At 66.7% G+C, this 17,720-nt stretch carries 18 protein-coding genes; 16 read left to right on the plus strand and 2 right to left on the minus strand.

Translation table 11 applies throughout. The features are described 5' to 3' along the window. Positions 1-131 precede the first annotated feature (131 nt). The 5 genes from HL671_RS18890 to HL671_RS18910 all read left to right on the plus strand — a co-directional run bounded on the left by HL671_RS18890 (position 132) and on the right by HL671_RS18910 (position 4,962). Complete coding sequence (locus HL671_RS18890; protein ID WP_172237480.1) at positions 132-1,100, plus strand: alpha/beta fold hydrolase; 969 nt, start codon at positions 132-134, stop codon at positions 1,098-1,100. Positions 1,101-1,133: 33 nt separating this feature from the next. Then, a complete protein-coding gene (gene bchO, locus HL671_RS18895) occupies positions 1,134-2,039 on the plus strand; it encodes an alpha/beta fold hydrolase BchO (protein WP_172237483.1) in 906 nt (301 codons plus the stop codon). A 51-nt stretch (positions 2,040-2,090) separates the two neighbouring features. Next, the gene (locus tag HL671_RS18900) at positions 2,091-3,629 is read left to right on the plus strand and encodes a phytoene desaturase (RefSeq protein WP_172237487.1); all 1,539 of its coding nucleotides are present in this window, start codon (positions 2,091-2,093) and stop codon (positions 3,627-3,629) included. Further along, positions 3,626-4,666: a phytoene/squalene synthase family protein gene (locus tag HL671_RS18905; RefSeq protein ID WP_172237490.1), complete on the plus strand. Its 1,041-nt coding sequence runs from the start codon at positions 3,626-3,628 to the stop codon at positions 4,664-4,666. The genes HL671_RS18900 and HL671_RS18905 overlap by 4 nt, the downstream gene beginning before the upstream one ends. 134 nt (positions 4,667-4,800) lie before the next feature. Continuing rightward, positions 4,801-4,962, plus strand: coding sequence for a hypothetical protein (locus HL671_RS18910; RefSeq protein ID WP_012046294.1), 162 nt, complete (start codon positions 4,801-4,803; stop codon positions 4,960-4,962). A gap of 43 nt (positions 4,963-5,005) precedes the next feature. Here HL671_RS18910 and HL671_RS18915 read toward each other — a convergent pair whose 3' ends face one another. Both HL671_RS18915 and crtD read right to left on the minus strand, forming a co-directional pair. Beyond that, a complete protein-coding gene (locus HL671_RS18915; protein WP_172237493.1) occupies positions 5,006-5,716 on the minus strand; it encodes a hydratase in 711 nt (236 codons plus the stop codon). A gap of 155 nt (positions 5,717-5,871) precedes the next feature. After that, positions 5,872-7,410 (minus strand): 1-hydroxycarotenoid 3,4-desaturase CrtD, encoded by a 1,539-nt coding sequence (crtD, locus tag HL671_RS18920; RefSeq protein WP_335341771.1) that lies wholly within the window; start codon positions 7,408-7,410, stop codon positions 5,872-5,874. A gap of 112 nt (positions 7,411-7,522) precedes the next feature. Here crtD and HL671_RS18925 point away from each other — a divergent pair, with 112 nt between their 5' ends. The 11 genes from HL671_RS18925 (at position 7,523) to pufM (ending at position 17,704) form a co-directional block, all read left to right on the plus strand. Then, a complete protein-coding gene (locus HL671_RS18925; RefSeq protein ID WP_012046291.1) occupies positions 7,523-8,392 on the plus strand; it encodes a polyprenyl synthetase family protein in 870 nt (289 codons plus the stop codon). 323 nt (positions 8,393-8,715) lie between these two features. Continuing rightward, complete coding sequence (locus tag HL671_RS18930) at positions 8,716-9,861, plus strand: methyltransferase (protein WP_172237499.1); 1,146 nt, start codon at positions 8,716-8,718, stop codon at positions 9,859-9,861. A gap of 89 nt (positions 9,862-9,950) precedes the next feature. Further along, the gene (gene bchC, locus HL671_RS18935) at positions 9,951-10,892 is read left to right on the plus strand and encodes a chlorophyll synthesis pathway protein BchC (protein WP_172237502.1); all 942 of its coding nucleotides are present in this window, start codon (positions 9,951-9,953) and stop codon (positions 10,890-10,892) included. After that, entirely contained in the window at positions 10,889-11,887 is a 999-nt protein-coding gene (locus HL671_RS18940; RefSeq protein ID WP_172237505.1) for a chlorophyllide a reductase iron protein subunit X, read from the plus strand. The genes bchC and HL671_RS18940 overlap by 4 nt, the downstream gene beginning before the upstream one ends. A 33-nt stretch (positions 11,888-11,920) precedes the next feature. Next, positions 11,921-13,459: a chlorophyllide a reductase subunit Y gene (gene bchY / locus HL671_RS18945; RefSeq protein WP_172237508.1), complete on the plus strand. Its 1,539-nt coding sequence runs from the start codon at positions 11,921-11,923 to the stop codon at positions 13,457-13,459. Next, positions 13,459-14,910, plus strand: coding sequence for a chlorophyllide a reductase subunit Z (bchZ, locus tag HL671_RS18950; protein ID WP_012046286.1), 1,452 nt, complete (start codon positions 13,459-13,461; stop codon positions 14,908-14,910). Before bchY ends, bchZ begins: the two co-directional genes overlap by 1 nt. 32 nt (positions 14,911-14,942) lie before the next feature. Further along, positions 14,943-15,170, plus strand: a complete 228-nt coding sequence (locus HL671_RS18955; RefSeq protein ID WP_012046285.1) for a hypothetical protein — start codon at positions 14,943-14,945, stop codon at positions 15,168-15,170. Positions 15,171-15,323: 153 nt separating this feature from the next. Continuing rightward, positions 15,324-15,557: a light-harvesting antenna LH1, beta subunit gene (gene pufB / locus HL671_RS18960; protein ID WP_012046284.1), complete on the plus strand. Its 234-nt coding sequence runs from the start codon at positions 15,324-15,326 to the stop codon at positions 15,555-15,557. A 16-nt stretch (positions 15,558-15,573) separates the two neighbouring features. Continuing rightward, on the plus strand, positions 15,574-15,762 hold the full coding sequence (gene pufA, locus HL671_RS18965; protein ID WP_012046283.1) for a light-harvesting antenna LH1, alpha subunit: 189 nt from the start codon (positions 15,574-15,576) through the stop codon (positions 15,760-15,762). Positions 15,763-15,913: 151 nt separating this feature from the next. Continuing rightward, positions 15,914-16,759, plus strand: a complete 846-nt coding sequence (gene pufL / locus HL671_RS18970) for a photosynthetic reaction center subunit L (RefSeq protein WP_172237511.1) — start codon at positions 15,914-15,916, stop codon at positions 16,757-16,759. A gap of 18 nt (positions 16,760-16,777) precedes the next feature. Then, positions 16,778-17,704, plus strand: coding sequence for a photosynthetic reaction center subunit M (pufM, locus tag HL671_RS18975; protein ID WP_012046281.1), 927 nt, complete (start codon positions 16,778-16,780; stop codon positions 17,702-17,704). Positions 17,705-17,720 lie beyond the last annotated feature (16 nt).

A 17,720-nucleotide genomic window follows, 5' to 3' on the forward strand; every position in this document is an offset into this window, starting at 1 on the left:
TGTGGAACGCCGGGCGTCAAGCGGCGTTCCCAACAACGACTGACAAGAGCGCCCGTCATCGTTATGCTCGCCCTGGATCGGATGCGGGCGACGCCGGCCTTCGACACGAAATCGTCACACAGGAGCACGGCATGCAGATCACTTCGGCCACCCAGAGTGATCATGCCGCGGTTCCGCGCGCCGTGACGATGCCGCCGCCGCTGGCGGCACCGCGTTTCGAACTGGCCGATGCGCGCATCGGCCGCATCACCTGCTATGGCGACGGTCCGGCCGCGCCCTCCGAGCAGCGCCCGCTGCTCTTGATTCACAGCGTCAATGCTGCAGCCACCGCCTATGAGATGAAGCCGCTGTTTGAGCATTATCGCCACACGCGGCCGGTCTATGCGCTGGATCTTCCTGGTTTCGGCCTGTCGGACCGCGCCGACCGGATCTACACGCCGCGCCTGATGACTGATGCGGTCCTGCTCGCGGCCAATGAGATTCGCCGCCGTCACGACGATACGCCGATCGACGCCATCGCGCTTTCGCTCAGCTGCGAATTCGCCGCGCGCGCCGGCACCGAGTCGGCGAACCTGTTTCGTACGCTCGGGCTGATCAGCCCGACCGGCTTCGACCGCCGCGCGGAAGTGGCGGCCAAGACAGGGGGGGACAAGGACGCGACCCGCGCCATGCCGTGGCTGCGTAACATCTTCACGGTGCCTTTGTGGAAACACCGTTTCTTCTCGCTGCTGACCTCGCGCGCCAGCATCCGCTTCTTCCTGCGGAAGACGTTCGGGCGCAAGGATATCGATGAAGGCCTGCTCGAATACGACTACATCACCACCCACCAGCCCGGCGCCGAGAATGCGCCGTATTCCTTCGTGTCCGGCTACATGTTCAGCGTCCATGCGCTGAAGCTCTACCAGGCGCTCGCCATGCCGGTGTGGATGGTGCATGGCGTGCGCGGCGACTTCGTCGATTATCACGGCAAGCATGCGGTCGAAGGCCTGCCGAACTGGCGGATCGAGGTGATGCAGACCGGGGCGATGCCGCATTTCGAGCAGCTTGATAAAGTCGTCGCCGGCTACGATGATTTCCTGGCGCGTGCTGTCGGGGAGTGACCCCGAGAGCCGCGTTCAACCCCGTGGGCCGGCATGAGCGACAAGCCGAACTGGAGCGTCGACGGCAAGGACTGGCCCAACCGCGCGGCCAGCCGCTTCGTCGACGCTGCCGGCCTGCGCTGGCATGTGCAGATGATGGGCGAGGGGCCGGTCGCGCTGCTGGCGCATGGCACGGGGGCCGCGACCCATTCCTGGCGCGATCTTGCGCCGCTGCTCGCGCGGCACTTCACCGTGGTCGCGCCGGATCTCTCCGGCCACGGCTTCACCGCGACGCCGCACTGGCAGCGGCTGTCGCTCGACGGCATGTCGCGCGATCTCGCAATCCTGTGCGAACGGCTTGCGGTCCAGCCTCAGATCGCGATCGGCCATTCGGCCGGTGCTGCGATCCTCACCCGCATGACCATCGATGGCCTGATCGCACCCCGGCTGATCGTCAGCCTCAACGGCGCCTATCTGCCGTTCGGCGGCGTCGCCGCGCAGTTCTTCTCGCCGCTCGCCAAGATGATGGCGCTCAATCCGCTGGTGCCGCGGCTATTCGCCTGGCGCGGCCGCGATCCGGCGGCGGTGCATCGGCTGCTGAAGGGCACCGGCTCGACGCTCGATGCCCATGGCGAGCGGTTCTATCGCCGCCTCGTCGGCAGCCCTGGCCATGTCGGCGCCGCGTTGGAGATGATGGCGAATTGGGACCTGCATCCGCTGCTGCGCGACCTGCCGCGGCTCAAGGCGGCGCTGTTGCTCGTGGCTGCATCGCATGACCGGGCCATCCCGCCCGACGTGGCCCTCCGCATCAAGCAATTGGTGCCGCAGGCCCAGCTCGAACTCATTGATGGGCTTGGCCATTTGGCCCATGAGGAGCAGCCGGCGCGGATCGCGGCGCTGATCATCGCTGCGGCCGAGAGAGCCGGCGTGCTCGCAGTGCAGCAGGAAATGTCCATTTGAGTTGACATTTTTGGCTGGCGAAAGCGTCAATTTCGATTTACGCTTTCGCCTATGCTCGACGTCTCCACCATCAAGGCCGCTGTTCCGGCTGCGCTCGGAGACCGGCCCCATGCGGTCGTGATCGGCTCCGGCTTCGGCGGTCTTGCTGCGGCCGTTCGGCTCGGCGCGCGCGGCTATCGCGTCACCGTGTTCGAGCAGCTCGATGCGCCCGGCGGCCGCGCCTATGTGCATCGCCAGGATGGCTTCACCTTCGATGCTGGCCCGACCATCGTGACGGCGCCGTTCCTGTTCGAGGAGCTGTGGCAGCTGTGCGGGCGGCGGATGTCGGACGACGTCACGCTGAAGCCGATCTCGCCCTTCTATCGCATCCGCTTCGACGACGGCACCGTGTTCGACTGCTCGGCCGATCCGGCGGCGATGCGCGCCGAAGTGGCGAGGATTTCGCCCGGCGACGTCGAGGGTTATGAGCGCTTCATGAAGGCGAGCGAGGCGATCTTCAAGAAGGGCTTCGAGGAACTCGGCGACGTGCCGTTCCTGTCGCTGCTCGACATGGCCCGGATCGCGCCGGCGATGATCAAGCTGCAGAGCTTTCGGTCGGTCTATGGCCTCGTCTCGCATTATGTTCGCGACGAGCGGCTGCGTGTCATCCTGAGCTTTCACCCGCTGCTGATCGGCGGCAATCCGTTCACGACGACCTCGATCTACTGTCTGATCGCCTATCTAGAGCGCCGCTGGGGCGTGCATTTCGCGATGGGCGGCACCGGAGCGCTGGTCGCGGGGCTCGTCGACCTGATCGAGGGGCAGGGCGGCGAGGTGCGCTGCTCCACGCCTGTTGCCGAGATCACCACCAGGGATGGCGCTGCGACCGGCGTAAAGCTCAAGTCCGGCGAGACCATTGCCGCCGATGTCGTCGTGTCCAATGGCTGCGCTGCCTGGACCTACAAGCATCTTTTGCCCAGCATTCCGCGCCGGCGCTGGACCGATGCGCGCATCGATCGCGCGCGCTATTCGATGAGCCTGTTCGTCTGGTATTTCGGCACGAAGCGCCGCTATGACGATGTCGAGCATCACACCATCCTGCTCGGTCCGCGTTATCGCGGCCTGCTCGACGACATCTTCCGCCGCAAGGTGCTGGCGGATGATTTCAGCCTCTACCTGCACCGGCCCACCGCGACCGATCCGTCGCTGGCGCCCGAGGGCTGCGACGCCTTCTACGTGCTGTCGCCGGTGCCACACCAGGAGAGCGGCATCGACTGGGCCGCTACCGCGGAGCCATTCCGCAAGCGGATCGAGACCGCGCTGAGCGAGACGCTGCTGCCGGATCTCGCCGGGGAGATCGTTACGTCGCGACTGCTGACCCCGGACGATTTCGAGCATCGGCTGTCGTCCTATCGCGGCGCCGCCTTCGGACTCGAACCGGTCCTGCTGCAGAGCGCCTGGTTCCGGCCGCACAACAAGAGCGAAGAGGTCGAGCGCCTCTATCTCGTCGGGGCGGGGACGCATCCGGGAGCCGGCCTGCCCGGCGTATTATCCTCGGCGCGGGTGCTCGATGATCTCGTGCCCGCGCCACATGAGCTGGAGCGGCGATGAGCTGGGACGAGGACATCGCGATCTGTCGGCGGATGTTGCGGGGCGGATCGAAGACGTTCTTCGCCGCCTCGAAGGTGTTGCCCCGATCGGTCGGCGATCCCGCCATCGCGCTTTATGCGTTCTGCCGCGAGGCGGATGACGCGATCGACGGTCCAGGCCGCCGCGTCGATGCGGTCGAGGTGCTGCATGAGCGGCTCGACCGAATCTATGACGGTGTGCCGGACGACAACGCAGTCGACCGCGCGCTCGCGCGTGTCGTGACTCACTTCGCGATTCCGCGCAAGCTGCCGGAGGCGCTGCTCGAAGGTCTCGCCTGGGACGCCCAGGGCCGCCGTTACGAGACGTTGAGCGATGTGCTCGCTTATGCTGTGCGCGTCGCCGGCACCGTCGGCGTGATGATGTCGCTGCTGATGCACCGGCGCGACGCCGAGACGATCGGCCGCGCCTGCGATCTCGGCATCGCGATGCAACTCACCAACATCGCGCGTGATGTCGGCGAGGATGCCCGCGCCGGCCGGCTGTATCTGCCACGGCAATGGCTGTGCGAAGCAGGGCTCGATGTCGAGACCTGGCGCGCCGCGCCGTTCTTCGACGACCGCATCGGCCGCGTCACCGCGCGGCTGCTCGCGGTGGCCGACGTATTCTATGCCCGCGCGGTGGCCGGCATCGCCGACCTGCCCTGGAGCTGTCGGCCCGGCATTCATGCCGCGCGGCTGATCTATGCCGAGATCGGCGCAGAGGTCGCGAGGGCCGAGTTCGACTCCATGTCCCGGCGGGCGGTCGTGTCGATGCGGCGCAAGCTGCAATTGCTCGGCAAGGCGGCCGTCGTCTCGCTGCTGCAGGAGGAGCCGTCGTTGGCGCCGTTGCGGCCGGAGGCTCGTATCCTGATCGACGCCGTCGTCGTCGCCGACGGGCTGCGACCGCACGCGCTGGCGCCGCCGCGCCGGACTCTCCAGGACCGCGCGCTGTGGCTGATCGATCTGTTCGAGCGGCTGGAACGGCGCGATCAGCTGTCGCGTTCAGGACGGATGTCGTGAGGCGAATACGTCAGCAGCTGTGAGATCATGGGCGTGCGAGGGCCGGACCGTCACGGCGGGTGGAACGAAGTCAAAAATCCGTTCTGCGATGTATCGAGCGAGATCTCGCGCGCGAGACAAATGAGTGACCCGAGATGAGCGAGATGGGCGGCCTGCTCGAATTCGTCGTCGTTGCGCTCTGCGTGCTCGGCTGGCTCGTGCTGGAGTGGCAAGGCCGCCGCCTCGATCGCCAGCGCGCCGAGCGCGAGGCGCGGGACCGGGAGACGGACAAGACATCGCTGGGCAACGGCGCGTGACGCCACAGAGCGCGCGTTTCGCAGAACGGCCTGCGTTGCCAACTCATCCGCTCCACCGCGGCATGCGGAACGGCAGCATCGCTTGCACGATTGGCTGCTTGAACCTGTCGAGTGACAGGCTTTCATGCATGACGGCGACGTCTTCGCCGCCGATGCGGGCAGCGAGGTGGGAGCGGGCGTAGAACGGTGCGTCTTCTAGTGTGCTGACGACGCGGACCGGTGTCTCGGAGTCTGCGCGGGCGCTGCGGTCGATGCGCCACAGCGTTCTGCGCAAGGGTGCGTCAGCGAGCGGCGCGAGCCGGTCCAGCCTGGCGTCGGGATCGACGTGCAGCGCGATCGACTTGTCGGCGCCGGTCCGCGCTGTCGTGTCGTAGGAGATTACGGTGCCGGTGCGCGTCGCGGCGCGCGACCATTGCCAGCTCTTGAAATCGCGCTCCAGCGGCGCATCGCCATGGTTGATGTCGAAATAGCCGTCGCCGCGCCAGTGCAGGTCGGGATGATCGAAATCGACCGAGACGCGGCAGCACGGCGCGATCGGCTGCCAGCGGTGACGTCCGGCCGCATCGAGCGTGAACGCGATCTCATTCAGCGCTGTCGGCACCACGCGCACCTTGCCACGCAGTGGCAGTGGCCAAGGCACCGTGACCTCGTTGATCTCGATCGTCAGCTCGCGGCCGGTCCAGGCGAGGCGGCTCGGGCCGATCTTGAAGCTCTCGGCATCGCGCACGATCGCGCCGCGGCCGCGCTCGGTCATTGACCAGCGCCGCGCGCGCGCGCCATACAGCGCGACATTGAGCGCGCAATGATCTTCCGGATCAGCCGGGCCGCGCCGCCGAGCCCACGCATAGTATGGCGAGAACACGCTGCCGATGAAGGCGATCAGAGTGATGCCGAAGCGGCCGTCGTCGCTCAGCGCGTCGACATACCACCATGCATAGCCGTCCTTCGGGATGGCGCGGTCGAAGCGAGGTCCAGAATCGCCCGCGCGGCTGCCATCCGGCCCGACAGCGCCGCCATCGGCACGCCCGGCCCCGGATGCGCGCTGCCCCCGGCTATGTAGAGTCCCGGCAGTTTCGTCTGCGCCCCCGGGCGCTGGAACGACGCCATCCAGCCATGCGAGCTGCGGCCGTACAGCGCGCCCCCCGTGCCCGGAAACATCCGGTTGAAATCCACCGGCGTCGTCACGCGGGTCAGTTCCGGTGTCGTCGCGACGCTGAGGCCGCAGCGCTGCAACAGGTCGAAGGTCTGGCGGGCACATTGGCTGATCTCCGAGGACTCGAAGCGGTGGTGGTCGCCGGTGGCAGGCGCATTGATCAGGACGAACAGCGGCTCGCTGGTGCCGGCATTGCGGGGCTGGTCGTCGCGTGCCTGCGCGCAGACATAGACGGTCGGCTGCTGCGGCATCGCGCGCGCGTCGATCAGCTGATCGAACTCGGCGCGGTAGTCGCGCGAGAAGAACACGTTGTGACGCAGCAGCGGAAAACCGTCGGCGCGCGCCATGCAGCTCCAGGTCATGGCCGACAGCGAGCGCGCGGACCGAGGCAACGCGGGAAGGGCCCGCGCCGCGTCAGCACCGAACAGGCCCTGCGCCAGCGCCGCGACATCGGCGGTCGCGATCACCGCGTCGGCTGTGATCTGCTCGCCATCGGCGAGGCGCACGCCGGCGGCGCGGCCGCCCTGTGTCACGATGCCGGCGACGTCGCAGTCATAGCGAAGGGTCACGCCGTGGCGTTTGGCCATTGCGGCGAGACAGGCTGCGAGCTCGTGCATGCCGCCGCCGATCAGCCAGACGCCGGCCTGCTCGACATGGGCGACCAGCATCAAAGTCGCCGGCGCATGGAACGGCGACGAGCCGCAATAGGTCGCGTAACGGCCGAACAACTGCTGCAACCTGACATCGCGAAAATAGCCGCCGAGCGCCTTCCACAGCGTCTGGAACGGGCGGATCGCGGTGAGGTCGCGGAAGCCGGCATTGCGCAGCAGATGTGTCATGCTCGGTGCCGGCGTGCGGATGAAGGGATCGCGCAGCACCTCGAAGATGCGGCGGGCATCGCGACAGAAGGCGCGATAGCCTTCGGACTCGCTGCGTCCGGCGAACCGACCGATGGCATCGGCCGATCTGTCCTCGTCGGCGAACAGATCGAGCCGGCTGCCGTCGGTCCAGGCGTGACGGGCGAGAATCTCGAGCGGCATCAAGGTGAGATGGTCGTCGAGCGCGGTGCCGATCTCGGCGAACAATTCGTCGAACACCCAGCGCATCGTGAACACGGTGGGGCCGGAGTCGATACGTGCGGGGCCGATGGGGATCTGGCGCATCTTGCCGCCAGGCGAGGGGGCGCGCTCCAGCAGCGTCACCGCAGCGCCGCGTGCCGCGAGCGTGAGCGCAGCTGCAAGGCCGGCAATGCCGGCGCCAATCACGATCACGCGGTGATCGGCCATAGCTCGCACTCCTGTCCGCTCGACATGACGCAGGAAATGTCTAGCATGATTTACAGTATAGGTGTAAGCTGTAATTTACATAAGCGAGGGCCAGGACGGCCTCGCGGCAGGGGAGGCGGACATGGATGTGATGGCCCGGATCGAGAAATCCCTCGTCGCAGCGGTCGCGCTGGCCGATCGGCCCGGATGTCCGCCACGGTTGTCCGCCGCGATGCAGGCCGCGGTGTTTCCGAAGGGCGCGCGGGTGCGGCCGCGTCTCTGTCACGCGGTGGCGGCGGCCTGCGGCGACGACGAGCCGGCGGCGACCGATGCGGCGGGATCGGCGATCGAACTGTTGCACTGTGCCTCGCTGGTCCATGACGACCTGCCGTGCTTCGACAATGCCAAGTTGCGGCGCGGCCGGCCATCGGTGCATGCCGCGTTCGGCGAGCCGCTCGCGGTGCTCGCGGGCGACGCGCTGATCGTGCTGGCGTTCCAGACCCTCGCCAAGTCGCGCTGCTCGCCGCTGCGGCTGGCGCAGCTGATCGCCACCATCGGCGACGCCGTGGGTGTGCCGCATGGCATCGCCGCCGGTCAGGCCTGGGAATGCGAGCCGGAGATCGACCTGTCGCATTATCACCGCTCCAAGACCGGGGCGCTGTTCGCGGCGGCGACGGTGTCGGGGGCTGCGGCGGCCGGACACGCGAATCCGGAGGCCTGGCGCAGCCTGGGTGAGAAGATCGGCGAGGCCTACCAGGTCGCAGACGATATCCGCGACGCGGCCAGTGACGAGGAGGAGGCGGGCAAGCCGGTCGGGCAGGACGCCGCGCTCGGACGTCCCAATGCCGTGCTGCGCTATGGTCTCACCGGCGCGGTCAGCTATCTGCACGATCTCGTCGCTGACGGCATCCGCACCATGCCGCCTTGCGCCCATGCGCATGAGCTGCGCCTGCTGATGGAGCAGGAAGCCAAGCGTCTGGTGCCGCGCCGCCTGGCGGCATCGGCGGCGTGAGCTTTCGGCCGCGTTGGATGGCCACGCTCTCAAGGCGCGATCGCTGCTCACCCTCCCCTGGAGGGGGAGGGTCGACGCGCACGAGCGCAGCGACATGCGCGCCGGGGTGGGGTCACAGACCATCCGCGTGTACGGCGCTGGTGATGCCCGAAAGGCCGCCGGCAATGCGAACAATCTCGGGGCTCATCAGCAGCGATTTCCGGGCTCAACTTACCCCGCCGCGCGCTGCGCGCACGGCGAGCCTCCCCCTCCAGAGAAGGGTAGGCAGCTCGACCCATCAACTGCGTGATCCAACGCCAATTCTGTCGCTGGAGCGTTAGGCCATGCCCGCGGCCCTCCGCCACGATACGCCGGCTGTCACGCGCTTACGTGATCGCTGGCGTGGCTGGCGCGATGCGTTGCTGGCAAGTGCTTCGTTCCAGCGCTGGGCGGCAGCGTTTCCGTTGACGCGGCCGATTGCACGCAGGCGGGCGGCGGAGTTGTTCGATCTCTGCGCCGGCTTCGTCTATTCGCAGACCTTGGCGGCCTGCGTGCAGCTCGATCTGTTTGAGACATTGCGCGGAGGACCTTGCAATGTCGCGGCGTTGGCGTCGCGTGCGGCGATGTCACCTGCCGCAATGATGAGCCTGTGCGAGGCGGCCAGCGCCTTGCAGCTGCTGGAGCGGCGCGGCGCGGCGCATTATGGGCTCGGGCCGCTCGGCGCGGCGCTGCTCGGCAATCCCGGCATCGCCGCCATGGTTCGCCATCACGCTGCGCTGTATGCCGATCTCGGCGACCCCCTGGCGCTGTTGCGCGGCCAGGATCGCGCGCGCCGGCTGGCGCACTACTGGCCCTATGCGCTCGACCGCAGCGGCGCGACGCTGACGCGCGACGACGTCGCGCCCTATACGGCGCTGATGGCGGCGTCGCAGCCGATGATCGCGGACGTCGTCCTCGCGGCCTATCCGTTGAGCCGCCACCGCTGCCTGCTGGATGTCGGTGGTGGCGACGGCAGCTTCCTCGCCGCAGCCGCGCGGGCCGCGCCGCAACTCCAGCTGAAGCTGTTCGATCTGCCCGAAGTCGCCGCGATCGCGCAGGAGCGCCTTACCAAAGCCGGGCTCGCCGATCGCGTCACGATCAGCCCCGGCAGTTTCTACGACGATCCGCTCCCCACCGGCGCCGACGTGATCTCGCTGATTCGCGTCGTGCATGATCATGACGACGATGCGGTGGCACGGCTGCTGGCCAAGGTGCGCGCCGCCTTGCCCGACCATGGCGTGCTGTTGCTCGGCGAGCCGATGCGTGAGGCATCCGGCGGTAGCGACGGCGTCAGCGCGTATTTCGAGATCTATCTGCGCGCGATGGGGCAGGGGCGGCCGCGCAGCGCGGCGCGGCTGCGCGAACTGCTGAACATCGCGGGTTTTTCGCAGGTGCGAGTGCTTCGCACACGCATCCCCATGATCGCCAGCGTGATTGTCGCGAATAGCTGACACTCAGAATGTAAATTTATGTTGACACTATTCGTGAGCGGATTAACCTGACACCCGTAACTAAGCGGGCGTCGCCGGGGAGTTGGGCTATGGACGCGATCGCCGTGGTGCTGGGGAGGCCGAGGGAGTTGTCGCTGCAGCAGCTGCAGCTGGCGGATGCCCCGGACTGGCTCACCGTCGACATCGAATGGAGCGCGATCAGCACCGGCACCGAACGGCTGCTGTACGAAGGGCGCATGCCGTCCTTCCCGGGCCTGGGCTATCCACTCGTGCCGGGCTACGAGGCGGTCGGCCGCATCGCGCACGCTGCACCTCATTCGGGTTTTCGAAAGGGCGAGCGCGTCTTCGTGCCGGGCGCGGCGCGCTGCTTCGGCGAGGTGAGGAGCCTGTTCGGCGCCGCAGCCTCACGCCTCAACGTTCCTCCGCAGCGCGTGGTCGCGATTGACGAGTCCATCGGCGAGCGCGGCGTGCTGCTCGCGCTCGCGGCCACCGCCTATCATGCGCTGACGATCGGCGGCGACGGCCAGGCCGAATGCGTGGTCGGCCATGGTGTGCTCGGTCGTCTGCTGGCGCGGCTGATCATCGCAATGGGTGGCGATCCGCCCGTGGTGTGGGAAAGCAATCCGGAGCGCGCCGCCGGCGCGACCGGTTATCGCGTCATCGATCCCGCGACTGATACCCGTCGCGACTATCGCCTGATCTTCGACGCCAGCGGCGATGCCGGGCTGCTCGACAGTCTCATTGCTCGCTTGGCCCCCCGGGGCGAGATCATCCTCGCCGGCTTCTACAGTGCGCCGCTGACCTTCTCCTATCCGCCGGCCTTCATGCGCGAGGCGGCGATCCGCGTCGCCGCCGAATGGAAGCATGAGGACCTGCTCGCGGTGCGCAATCTGATCGACACCGGTCGGCTGTCGCTGGACGGGCTGATTACGCATCACGCCGACGCTTTGTCGGCGGAGAGCGCCTACCGGACCGCATTCGACGATCCGTCATGTCTCAAGATGGTCTTGGACTGGAGAGCTGCCCCATGAATGCCCCGACCAAGATCAGTGCGGTGGCCGATGCCCTGCGGGCCGAAGCCGCGATCGAGCCCGACGTGCCCACGACGGCGACGCCGAAGAAGGCGACGCAGATCATCGCGATCTACGGCAAGGGCGGCATCGGCAAGAGCTTCACGCTTGCCAATTTGTCCTACATGATGGCGCAGCAGGGCAAGAAGGTGCTGCTCATCGGCTGCGATCCGAAGAGCGATACCACGTCGCTGCTGTTCGGCGGCCGCGCCTGCCCGACCATTCTTGAGACCTCGTCGAAGAAGAAGCTCGCCGGCGAGGATGTGAAGATCGGCGACGTCTGCTTCAAGCGCGACGGCGTGTTCGCGATGGAGCTCGGCGGACCCGAGGTCGGCCGCGGCTGCGGCGGTCGCGGCATCATCCACGGCTTCGAGCTGATCGAGAAGCTCGGCTTCCACGATTGGGGCTTCGACTACGTGCTGCTCGACTTTCTGGGCGATGTCGTCTGCGGCGGCTTCGGCCTGCCGATCGCGCGCGACATGTGCCAGAAGGTGATCATCGTCGGCTCCAACGATCTGCAGTCGCTTTACGTTGCCAACAACGTCTGCTCGGCGGTGGAATATTTCCGCAAGCTCGGCGGCAATGTCGGGGTCGCCGGCATCGTGATCAACAAGGATGACGGCACCGGCGAGGCGCAGGCCTTTGCTGATGCGACGGGCATCCCGGTGCTGGCCTCGATCCCGGCCGACGACGACATCCGCCGCAAGAGCGCCAGCTATCAGATCATTGGCCGGCCCGGCACGCCCTGGGCGCCGCTGTTTGAGCACCTCGCGAAGAACGTCGCCGAGGCCCCGCCGCAGCATCCGCATCCCCTGACGCAGGACGGCCTGCTCGGCCTGTTCAAGGCCTCGGAAGTCGGCCGCGACGTGGTGCTGGAGCAGGCGACGCTTGAAGACATGTGCGGCAGCACGGCGGTGGCCAAGCCGTCGCTCGAAGTGATCTACGACAATGTGTGATGGGTGCGTTGCTGAGCAGCGGAATGTAGTGCAATGAGCGATGCAGTGATCCATCAGGCCGTGGGCGGCGCGGAGGCCGGCATGCCGGCGCAGCCCGAGGCGCTCGGCTGCCACGCCGGCAAGGCCGAGCTCAAGAAGGCGGCCGAGGCTGCCGGCAAGAGCGAGGTCTTGGCGCGCTATGCGGCGGACTATCCGGCCGGGCCGCATGACCAGCCGCAGAGCATGTGTCCGGCGTTTGGCTCGCTGCGCGTCGGCCTGCGCATGCGCCGCACCGCCACCGTGCTGTCGGGCTCGGCCTGCTGCGTCTATGGCCTGACCTTCACGTCGCACTTCTATGGCGCGCGGCGCAGCGTCGGCTATGTCCCGTTCAATTCCGAGACGCTGGTCACCGGAAAACTGTTCGAGGACATTCGCGACGCCGTGTTCAAGCTCGCCGATCCCGCCAATTACGACTGCGTCGTCATCATCAATCTGTGTGTCCCCACCGCGTCCGGCGTACCGCTGCAAATCCTGCCGAAGGAGATCAACGGCGTCCGTGTGATCGGCATCGACGTACCCGGCTTCGGCGTGCCGACCCATGCCGAGGCCAAGGATGTGCTGGCGGGCGCGATGCTGAACTACGCGCGCCGCGAGGCCGAGCAGGGGCCGGTGCAGGCGCCGCGCGCGCCGCGCGGCGACAAGCCTACCATCACGCTGCTGGGCGAGATGTTCCCCGCCGATCCCGTCGGCATCGGCATGATGCTGGCGCCGCTCGGCCTTGCCGCCGGACCCACGGTGCCGACGCGCGAATGGCGCGAACTCTATGGCGCACTGGACTGCGCGGCTGTCGCGGCGATCCACCCGTTCTACACGGCGTCGATCCGCGAGTTCGAAGCGGCGGGCCGTCCGATCATCGGTTCGGCGCCGGTCGGCTACGACGGCACGGCGGATTGGCTGGAGGCGGTCGGGGCGATCTGCGGCGTCGGACGCGGGCAGATCGACGCAGCGAAGAACGCAGTGCTGCCGGCGATCCGCGCGGCACTCGCGGCAGCGCCGATCCGCGGCCGCATCACGCTGTCGGGCTATGAAGGGTCCGAACTCCTGGTCGGGCGTCTCCTGGTCGAGAGCGGCGCCGATCTGCGCTATGTCGGCACGGCCTGTCCGCGCACGCGCTGGTCGGAAGCGGACTGTGCGTGGCTCGAGAGCCACGGCGTGCGCGTGCAGTACCGCGCCTCGCTGGAGCAGGATCTCGCCGCAGTCGATGAGTTCGCGCCGGATCTCGCGATCGGCACCACGCCGGTCGTGCAGAAGGCCAAGGCGCGCGCGATTCCATCGCTCTATTTCACCAATTTGATCTCGGCGCGGCCGCTGTTCGGCGTCTCCGGCGCCGGCTCGCTGGCGCAGGTCGTCAATGCCGCCATCGGCGGCAAGGCGCGGTTCGACGAGATGCGCACGTTCTTCGAAGGTGTCGGCGAGGGCGACACTGCGGGCGTGTGGCAGGACACGCCTGTCGCGCGTCCTGAATTCCGCGACAAGTTCCGCAAGGCGGTCGCGGCGCAGGCCAAGAAGCGCAAGTCCGAGGAGATGGTGTGATGCTGATCCTCGATCACGATCGCGCCGGCGGCTATTGGGGCTCGGTCTACGTGTTCACCGCGATCAAGGGCCTGCAGGTCATCATCGATGGCCCGGTCGGCTGTGAGAACCTGCCGGTGACTTCGGTGCTGCACTACACCGACGGCCTGCCGCCGCACGAGCTGCCGATCGTCGTCACGGGTCTCGGCGAAGACGAACTGGGACAGAAGGGCACCGAGCAGGCGATGAAGCGCGCCCGCGCCGCGCTCGATCCCGACCTGCCGGCCGTGGTCGTCACCGGCTCGATCGCCGAGATGATCGGCGGCGGCGTCACGCCGGAAGGCTCCAACATCAAGCGCTTCCTGCCGCGCACGATCGACGAGGACCAGTGGCAGAGCGCCAACCGCGCGCTGAGCTGGTTGTGGAGCGAATATGGCCTGCGCAAGATCCCGGAGCGCAAGCCGCGTGCGGACGGCGAGAAGCCACGCGTCAACATCATCGGGCCGATCTACGGCACCTTCAACATGCCCTCGGATCTCGCCGAGATCCGCCGGCTCGTTGAAGGCATCGGCGCCGAGATCAACATGGTGTTTCCGCTCGGCAGCCATGTTGCCGACGTGCCGAAGCTGGTCAATGCGGACGTCAACATCTGCATGTATCGCGAGTTCGGCCGGCTGCTGTGCGAGACCTTGGAGCGCCCCTATCTGCAGGCGCCGATCGGGCTGCATTCGACCACGAAATTCCTGCGCACGCTCGGTGAGATGCTCGGGCTCGACCCCGAGCCGTTTATTGCGCGCGAGAAGCATACGACGATCAAGCCGATCTGGGACCTCTGGCGTTCGGTCACGCAGGACTTCTTCGGCACCGCCAGCTTCGGCATCGTCGCCTCCGAGACCTATGCGCGAGGCTTGCGCAATTTCCTGGAGACCGAGCTCGGGCTGCCGTGTCATTTCGCAGTCTCGCGCTGCGCCGGCGCCAAGACCGACAATGACGCGATCCGTAAGCAGATCCACGAGCGGCCGCCGCTGGTGCTGTTCGGCAGCTACAATGAGCGCATGTATGCGGCGGAAGCGGGCAATCGCGCGATCTACATCCCGGCCTCGTTCCCGGGCACGGTGATCCGCCGCCACACCGGCACGCCGTTCATGGGCTATGCCGGCGCGACCTATGTCCTGCAGGAGGTCTGCAACGCGCTGTTCGATGCGCTGTTCAACATCCTGCCGCTCGCCACGCAGCTCGATCAGATCGCGGCGACGCCGGCGCGGCTCGAGCGCGAGCTGCCCTGGGAAGACGGCGCCAGGCTCGCGCTCGATCGGATCATCGAAACGCAGCCGGTGCTGGTGCGGATTTCCGCAGCCAAGCGGCTGCGCGATGCGGCCGAGCGCGGCGCGCGCCAGGCCGGACTCGACAAGGTGACGGAAGACGTTCTCGCGCGCGTGCGGCTGCAGCTCGCAACAGGCCAGGCCGCATGAGCGCGATGGGGTAGAGCGAAGGGAGAGGGACGATGTCGTTATACGAGCGCATGGATCGTGACGTCGCGCCGAGATCGCGCGAGCGGATCGAGTATCTCCTGGTCTACGCAATGTGCTTCGCCGTGCTGATGGTCGAGGGCGTGCTGCGCCGGATCGGCTCGGTCATCACCGGCCACCGGCCGGCGCCGCTCGGCGCCATCATCGGCGAGGCGAGGATCAAGGCCGCGAACTGCGCGACCTCGTCCTTCATGGGGCTGTGAGTTCGAGGGCTGCCGGCTGAGCCCTGCGTGCTCTCTCAAGGAATTCGTGCGGCTCGCCGCACGGATGTCATCCCGGCGACGGGATGGCGCTTCGACGCTGCTCATTCCGGTGAGCGGCATCCGGCCGAAAGGCCAACACCAGGAGGTACCACTATGGTGGACGTACCAAACAAGGGAGGCTCTCTGTCGGGGCTGACCGAAGCGGAGGCTAGGGAATTCCATAGCATCTTCATGACGAGCTTTGTGGTCTTCACGGCGATTGCGATCGTCGCCCACATTCTCGCCTGGATGTGGCGTCCTTGGCTGCCCGGGCCGACCGGCTACAAGGCAGCGGCGCTGGATGGGGTGACCCACTACGCCAATATCGTGCTCTCCTACCTGACCTGACCGAAAGGAGAAAACTATGTGGCGCTTGTGGTTGTTGTTCGATCCCCGCCGGGTTCTCGTGGCTCTCGGCATCTTCCTGTTCGGACTGGCATTGGTGATTCACTTCATCCTGCTCAGCACGAATCGGTTCAACTGGCTGGAGGGACCGCGCGCTGCGAAGACGTCGTCGATCTCCGATCCGGCGACCCCGGTGAAGCTCACCTAACAGCTTCGCGTGACCCAAGGGAAGCGGGCGTGCGTCGGCGACAGACCTCGTTCGCCCGCTTCCCAAATATGGCCGTCAATGAATGCGCGGCCTGACGACATGACGATACGACACGCAGCATATCGAGCGACGGGCAGCGGAGGCAGGACCGATGGCAATGCTCAGCTTTGAACGAAAATACCGCGTCCGCGGCGGCACGTTGATCGGCGGCGACCTGTTCGATTTCTGGGTCGGACCATTCTATGTCGGCTTCTTCGGCGTGACGACGATCTTCTTCACGTTCGTCGGCGTGGCGCTGATCCTCTACGCCACGGCGCTCGGACCGACGTGGAATCTCTGGCAGATCAGCATCAATCCGCCCGACGCCAAATACGGCCTGTCATTCGCGCCACTCACCGAGGGCGGCTTCTGGCAGCTCATCACGGTGTGCGCGCATGGCGCCTTCGTCTCCTGGGCGCTGCGCGAGGTCGAGATCTGTCGCAAGCTCGCGATCGGCTATCACGTGCCTGTCGCCTTCGGCTTTGCGATCTTCGCTTATTTCACGCTGGAGGTGATCCGTCCGGTGCTGATGGGCTCGTGGAGCTACGCCTTCCCCTACGGCATCATCACCCATCTCGACTGGGTGTCGAACACCGGCTATCAGTTCGGCAATTTCCACTACAATCCCGCGCATATGATCGCGATCACGTTCTTCTTCACGACGTGTCTTGCGCTCGCGCTGCACGGCGGACTGATCCTGTCGGCCAGCAACCCCGGCCGTGGCGAGGAGATGAAGTCGCCGGAGCATGAGAACACGATGTTTCGTGATCTCATCGGCTATTCCGTCGGCACCCTCGGCATCCACCGCGTCGGGCTTTTCCTCGCGCTGTCCGCTGTGTTCTTCAGCGCCGTCTGCATCGTCATCTCCGGTCCCGCCTGGCTGCTGCCGGAAGGCAATGCCTGGTCGGATTGGTGGGAATGGTGGCGCAGGGTTCCGATCTGGTCGCCGCCGCAATGAGTTCAAGGAGAGGTCGTCATGGCCCAATACCAGAACATCTTCACGCAGATCCAAGTTCGCAGTAAGATCTATCCGGGCATTCCGATCGAGCCCGGAATCTGGGAGCGGCTCGGCAAGGGCAGCTTCAACTACTGGTTCGGCAAGATCGGTGACGCCCAGGTCGGCCCGGTGTATCTCGGCTTCCTCGGCCTTGCCTCGCTGATGACCGGCTTCGTCGCGATCGAGATCATCGGTCTCAACATGCTGGCCTCGGTGAACTGGAGCCCGCTCGAGTTCATTCGCCAGTTCCCGTGGCTGTCGCTGCAGCCGCCGGCGCCGGAATACGGCCTGCAGATCTTCCCGCCGCTGCAGGAGGGTGGCTGGTGGCTGATGGCTGGCTTCTTCCTGACGACGTCGATCCTGTTGTGGTGGGCCCGCACCTATCGCCGCGCCCGCGCGCTCGGCCTCGGTACGCACGTCTCCTGGGCGTTTGCGGCGGCGATCTGGCTCTATCTGGTGCTCGGCTTCATCCGGCCGATCTTCATGGGGAGCTGGAGCGAGGCGGTGCCGTTCGGCATCTTCCCGCACCTCGACTGGACCAACAATTTCTCCATCACCCACGGCAACCTGTTCTACAATCCGTTCCACATGCTCTCGATCGCCTTCCTGTACGGATCGGCGCTGCTGTTCGCGATGCATGGCGCGACGGTGCTGGCGATCAGCCGCTACGGCGGCGAGCGAGAGCTCGAACAGATCGTCGATCGCGGCACGGCGTTCGAGCGTGGTGCGCTGTTCTGGCGCTGGACGATGGGCTTCAACGCGACCGCCGAATCGATCCATCGCTGGGCCTGGTGGTTCGCCGTGCTTTGTCCCTTGACCGGCGGCATCGGCATCCTACTCTCGGGCACAGTGGTCGACAGCTGGTTCGACTGGGGCGTGAAACACGGGCTGGCGCCGATGCGCTGAAGTCCCTGCAGGTCGA

The sequence above is a fragment of the Bradyrhizobium denitrificans genome, from assembly GCF_013179005.1.
Classification (GTDB): Bacteria; Pseudomonadota; Alphaproteobacteria; order Rhizobiales; family Xanthobacteraceae; genus Bradyrhizobium; species Bradyrhizobium denitrificans.

Coding starts and splice junctions, on each gene's coding strand:
- HL671_RS18890 (WP_172237480.1), top strand. CDS start 132: ATGCAGATCACTTCGGCCACCCAGAGTGATCATGCCGCGGTTCCGCGC.
- bchO (WP_172237483.1), top strand. CDS start 1,134: ATGAGCGACAAGCCGAACTGGAGCGTCGACGGCAAGGACTGGCCCAAC.
- HL671_RS18900 (WP_172237487.1), top strand. CDS start 2,091: ATGCTCGACGTCTCCACCATCAAGGCCGCTGTTCCGGCTGCGCTCGGA.
- HL671_RS18905 (WP_172237490.1), top strand. CDS start 3,626: ATGAGCTGGGACGAGGACATCGCGATCTGTCGGCGGATGTTGCGGGGC.
- HL671_RS18910 (WP_012046294.1), top strand. CDS start 4,801: ATGAGCGAGATGGGCGGCCTGCTCGAATTCGTCGTCGTTGCGCTCTGC.
- HL671_RS18915 (WP_172237493.1), bottom strand. CDS start 5,716: ATGACCGAGCGCGGCCGCGGCGCGATCGTGCGCGATGCCGAGAGCTTC.
- HL671_RS18925 (WP_012046291.1), top strand. CDS start 7,523: ATGGATGTGATGGCCCGGATCGAGAAATCCCTCGTCGCAGCGGTCGCG.
- HL671_RS18930 (WP_172237499.1), top strand. CDS start 8,716: ATGCCCGCGGCCCTCCGCCACGATACGCCGGCTGTCACGCGCTTACGT.
- bchC (WP_172237502.1), top strand. CDS start 9,951: ATGGACGCGATCGCCGTGGTGCTGGGGAGGCCGAGGGAGTTGTCGCTG.
- HL671_RS18940 (WP_172237505.1), top strand. CDS start 10,889: ATGAATGCCCCGACCAAGATCAGTGCGGTGGCCGATGCCCTGCGGGCC.
- bchY (WP_172237508.1), top strand. CDS start 11,921: ATGAGCGATGCAGTGATCCATCAGGCCGTGGGCGGCGCGGAGGCCGGC.
- bchZ (WP_012046286.1), top strand. CDS start 13,459: ATGCTGATCCTCGATCACGATCGCGCCGGCGGCTATTGGGGCTCGGTC.
- HL671_RS18955 (WP_012046285.1), top strand. CDS start 14,943: ATGTCGTTATACGAGCGCATGGATCGTGACGTCGCGCCGAGATCGCGC.
- pufB (WP_012046284.1), top strand. CDS start 15,324: ATGGTGGACGTACCAAACAAGGGAGGCTCTCTGTCGGGGCTGACCGAA.
- pufA (WP_012046283.1), top strand. CDS start 15,574: ATGTGGCGCTTGTGGTTGTTGTTCGATCCCCGCCGGGTTCTCGTGGCT.
- pufL (WP_172237511.1), top strand. CDS start 15,914: ATGGCAATGCTCAGCTTTGAACGAAAATACCGCGTCCGCGGCGGCACG.
- pufM (WP_012046281.1), top strand. CDS start 16,778: ATGGCCCAATACCAGAACATCTTCACGCAGATCCAAGTTCGCAGTAAG.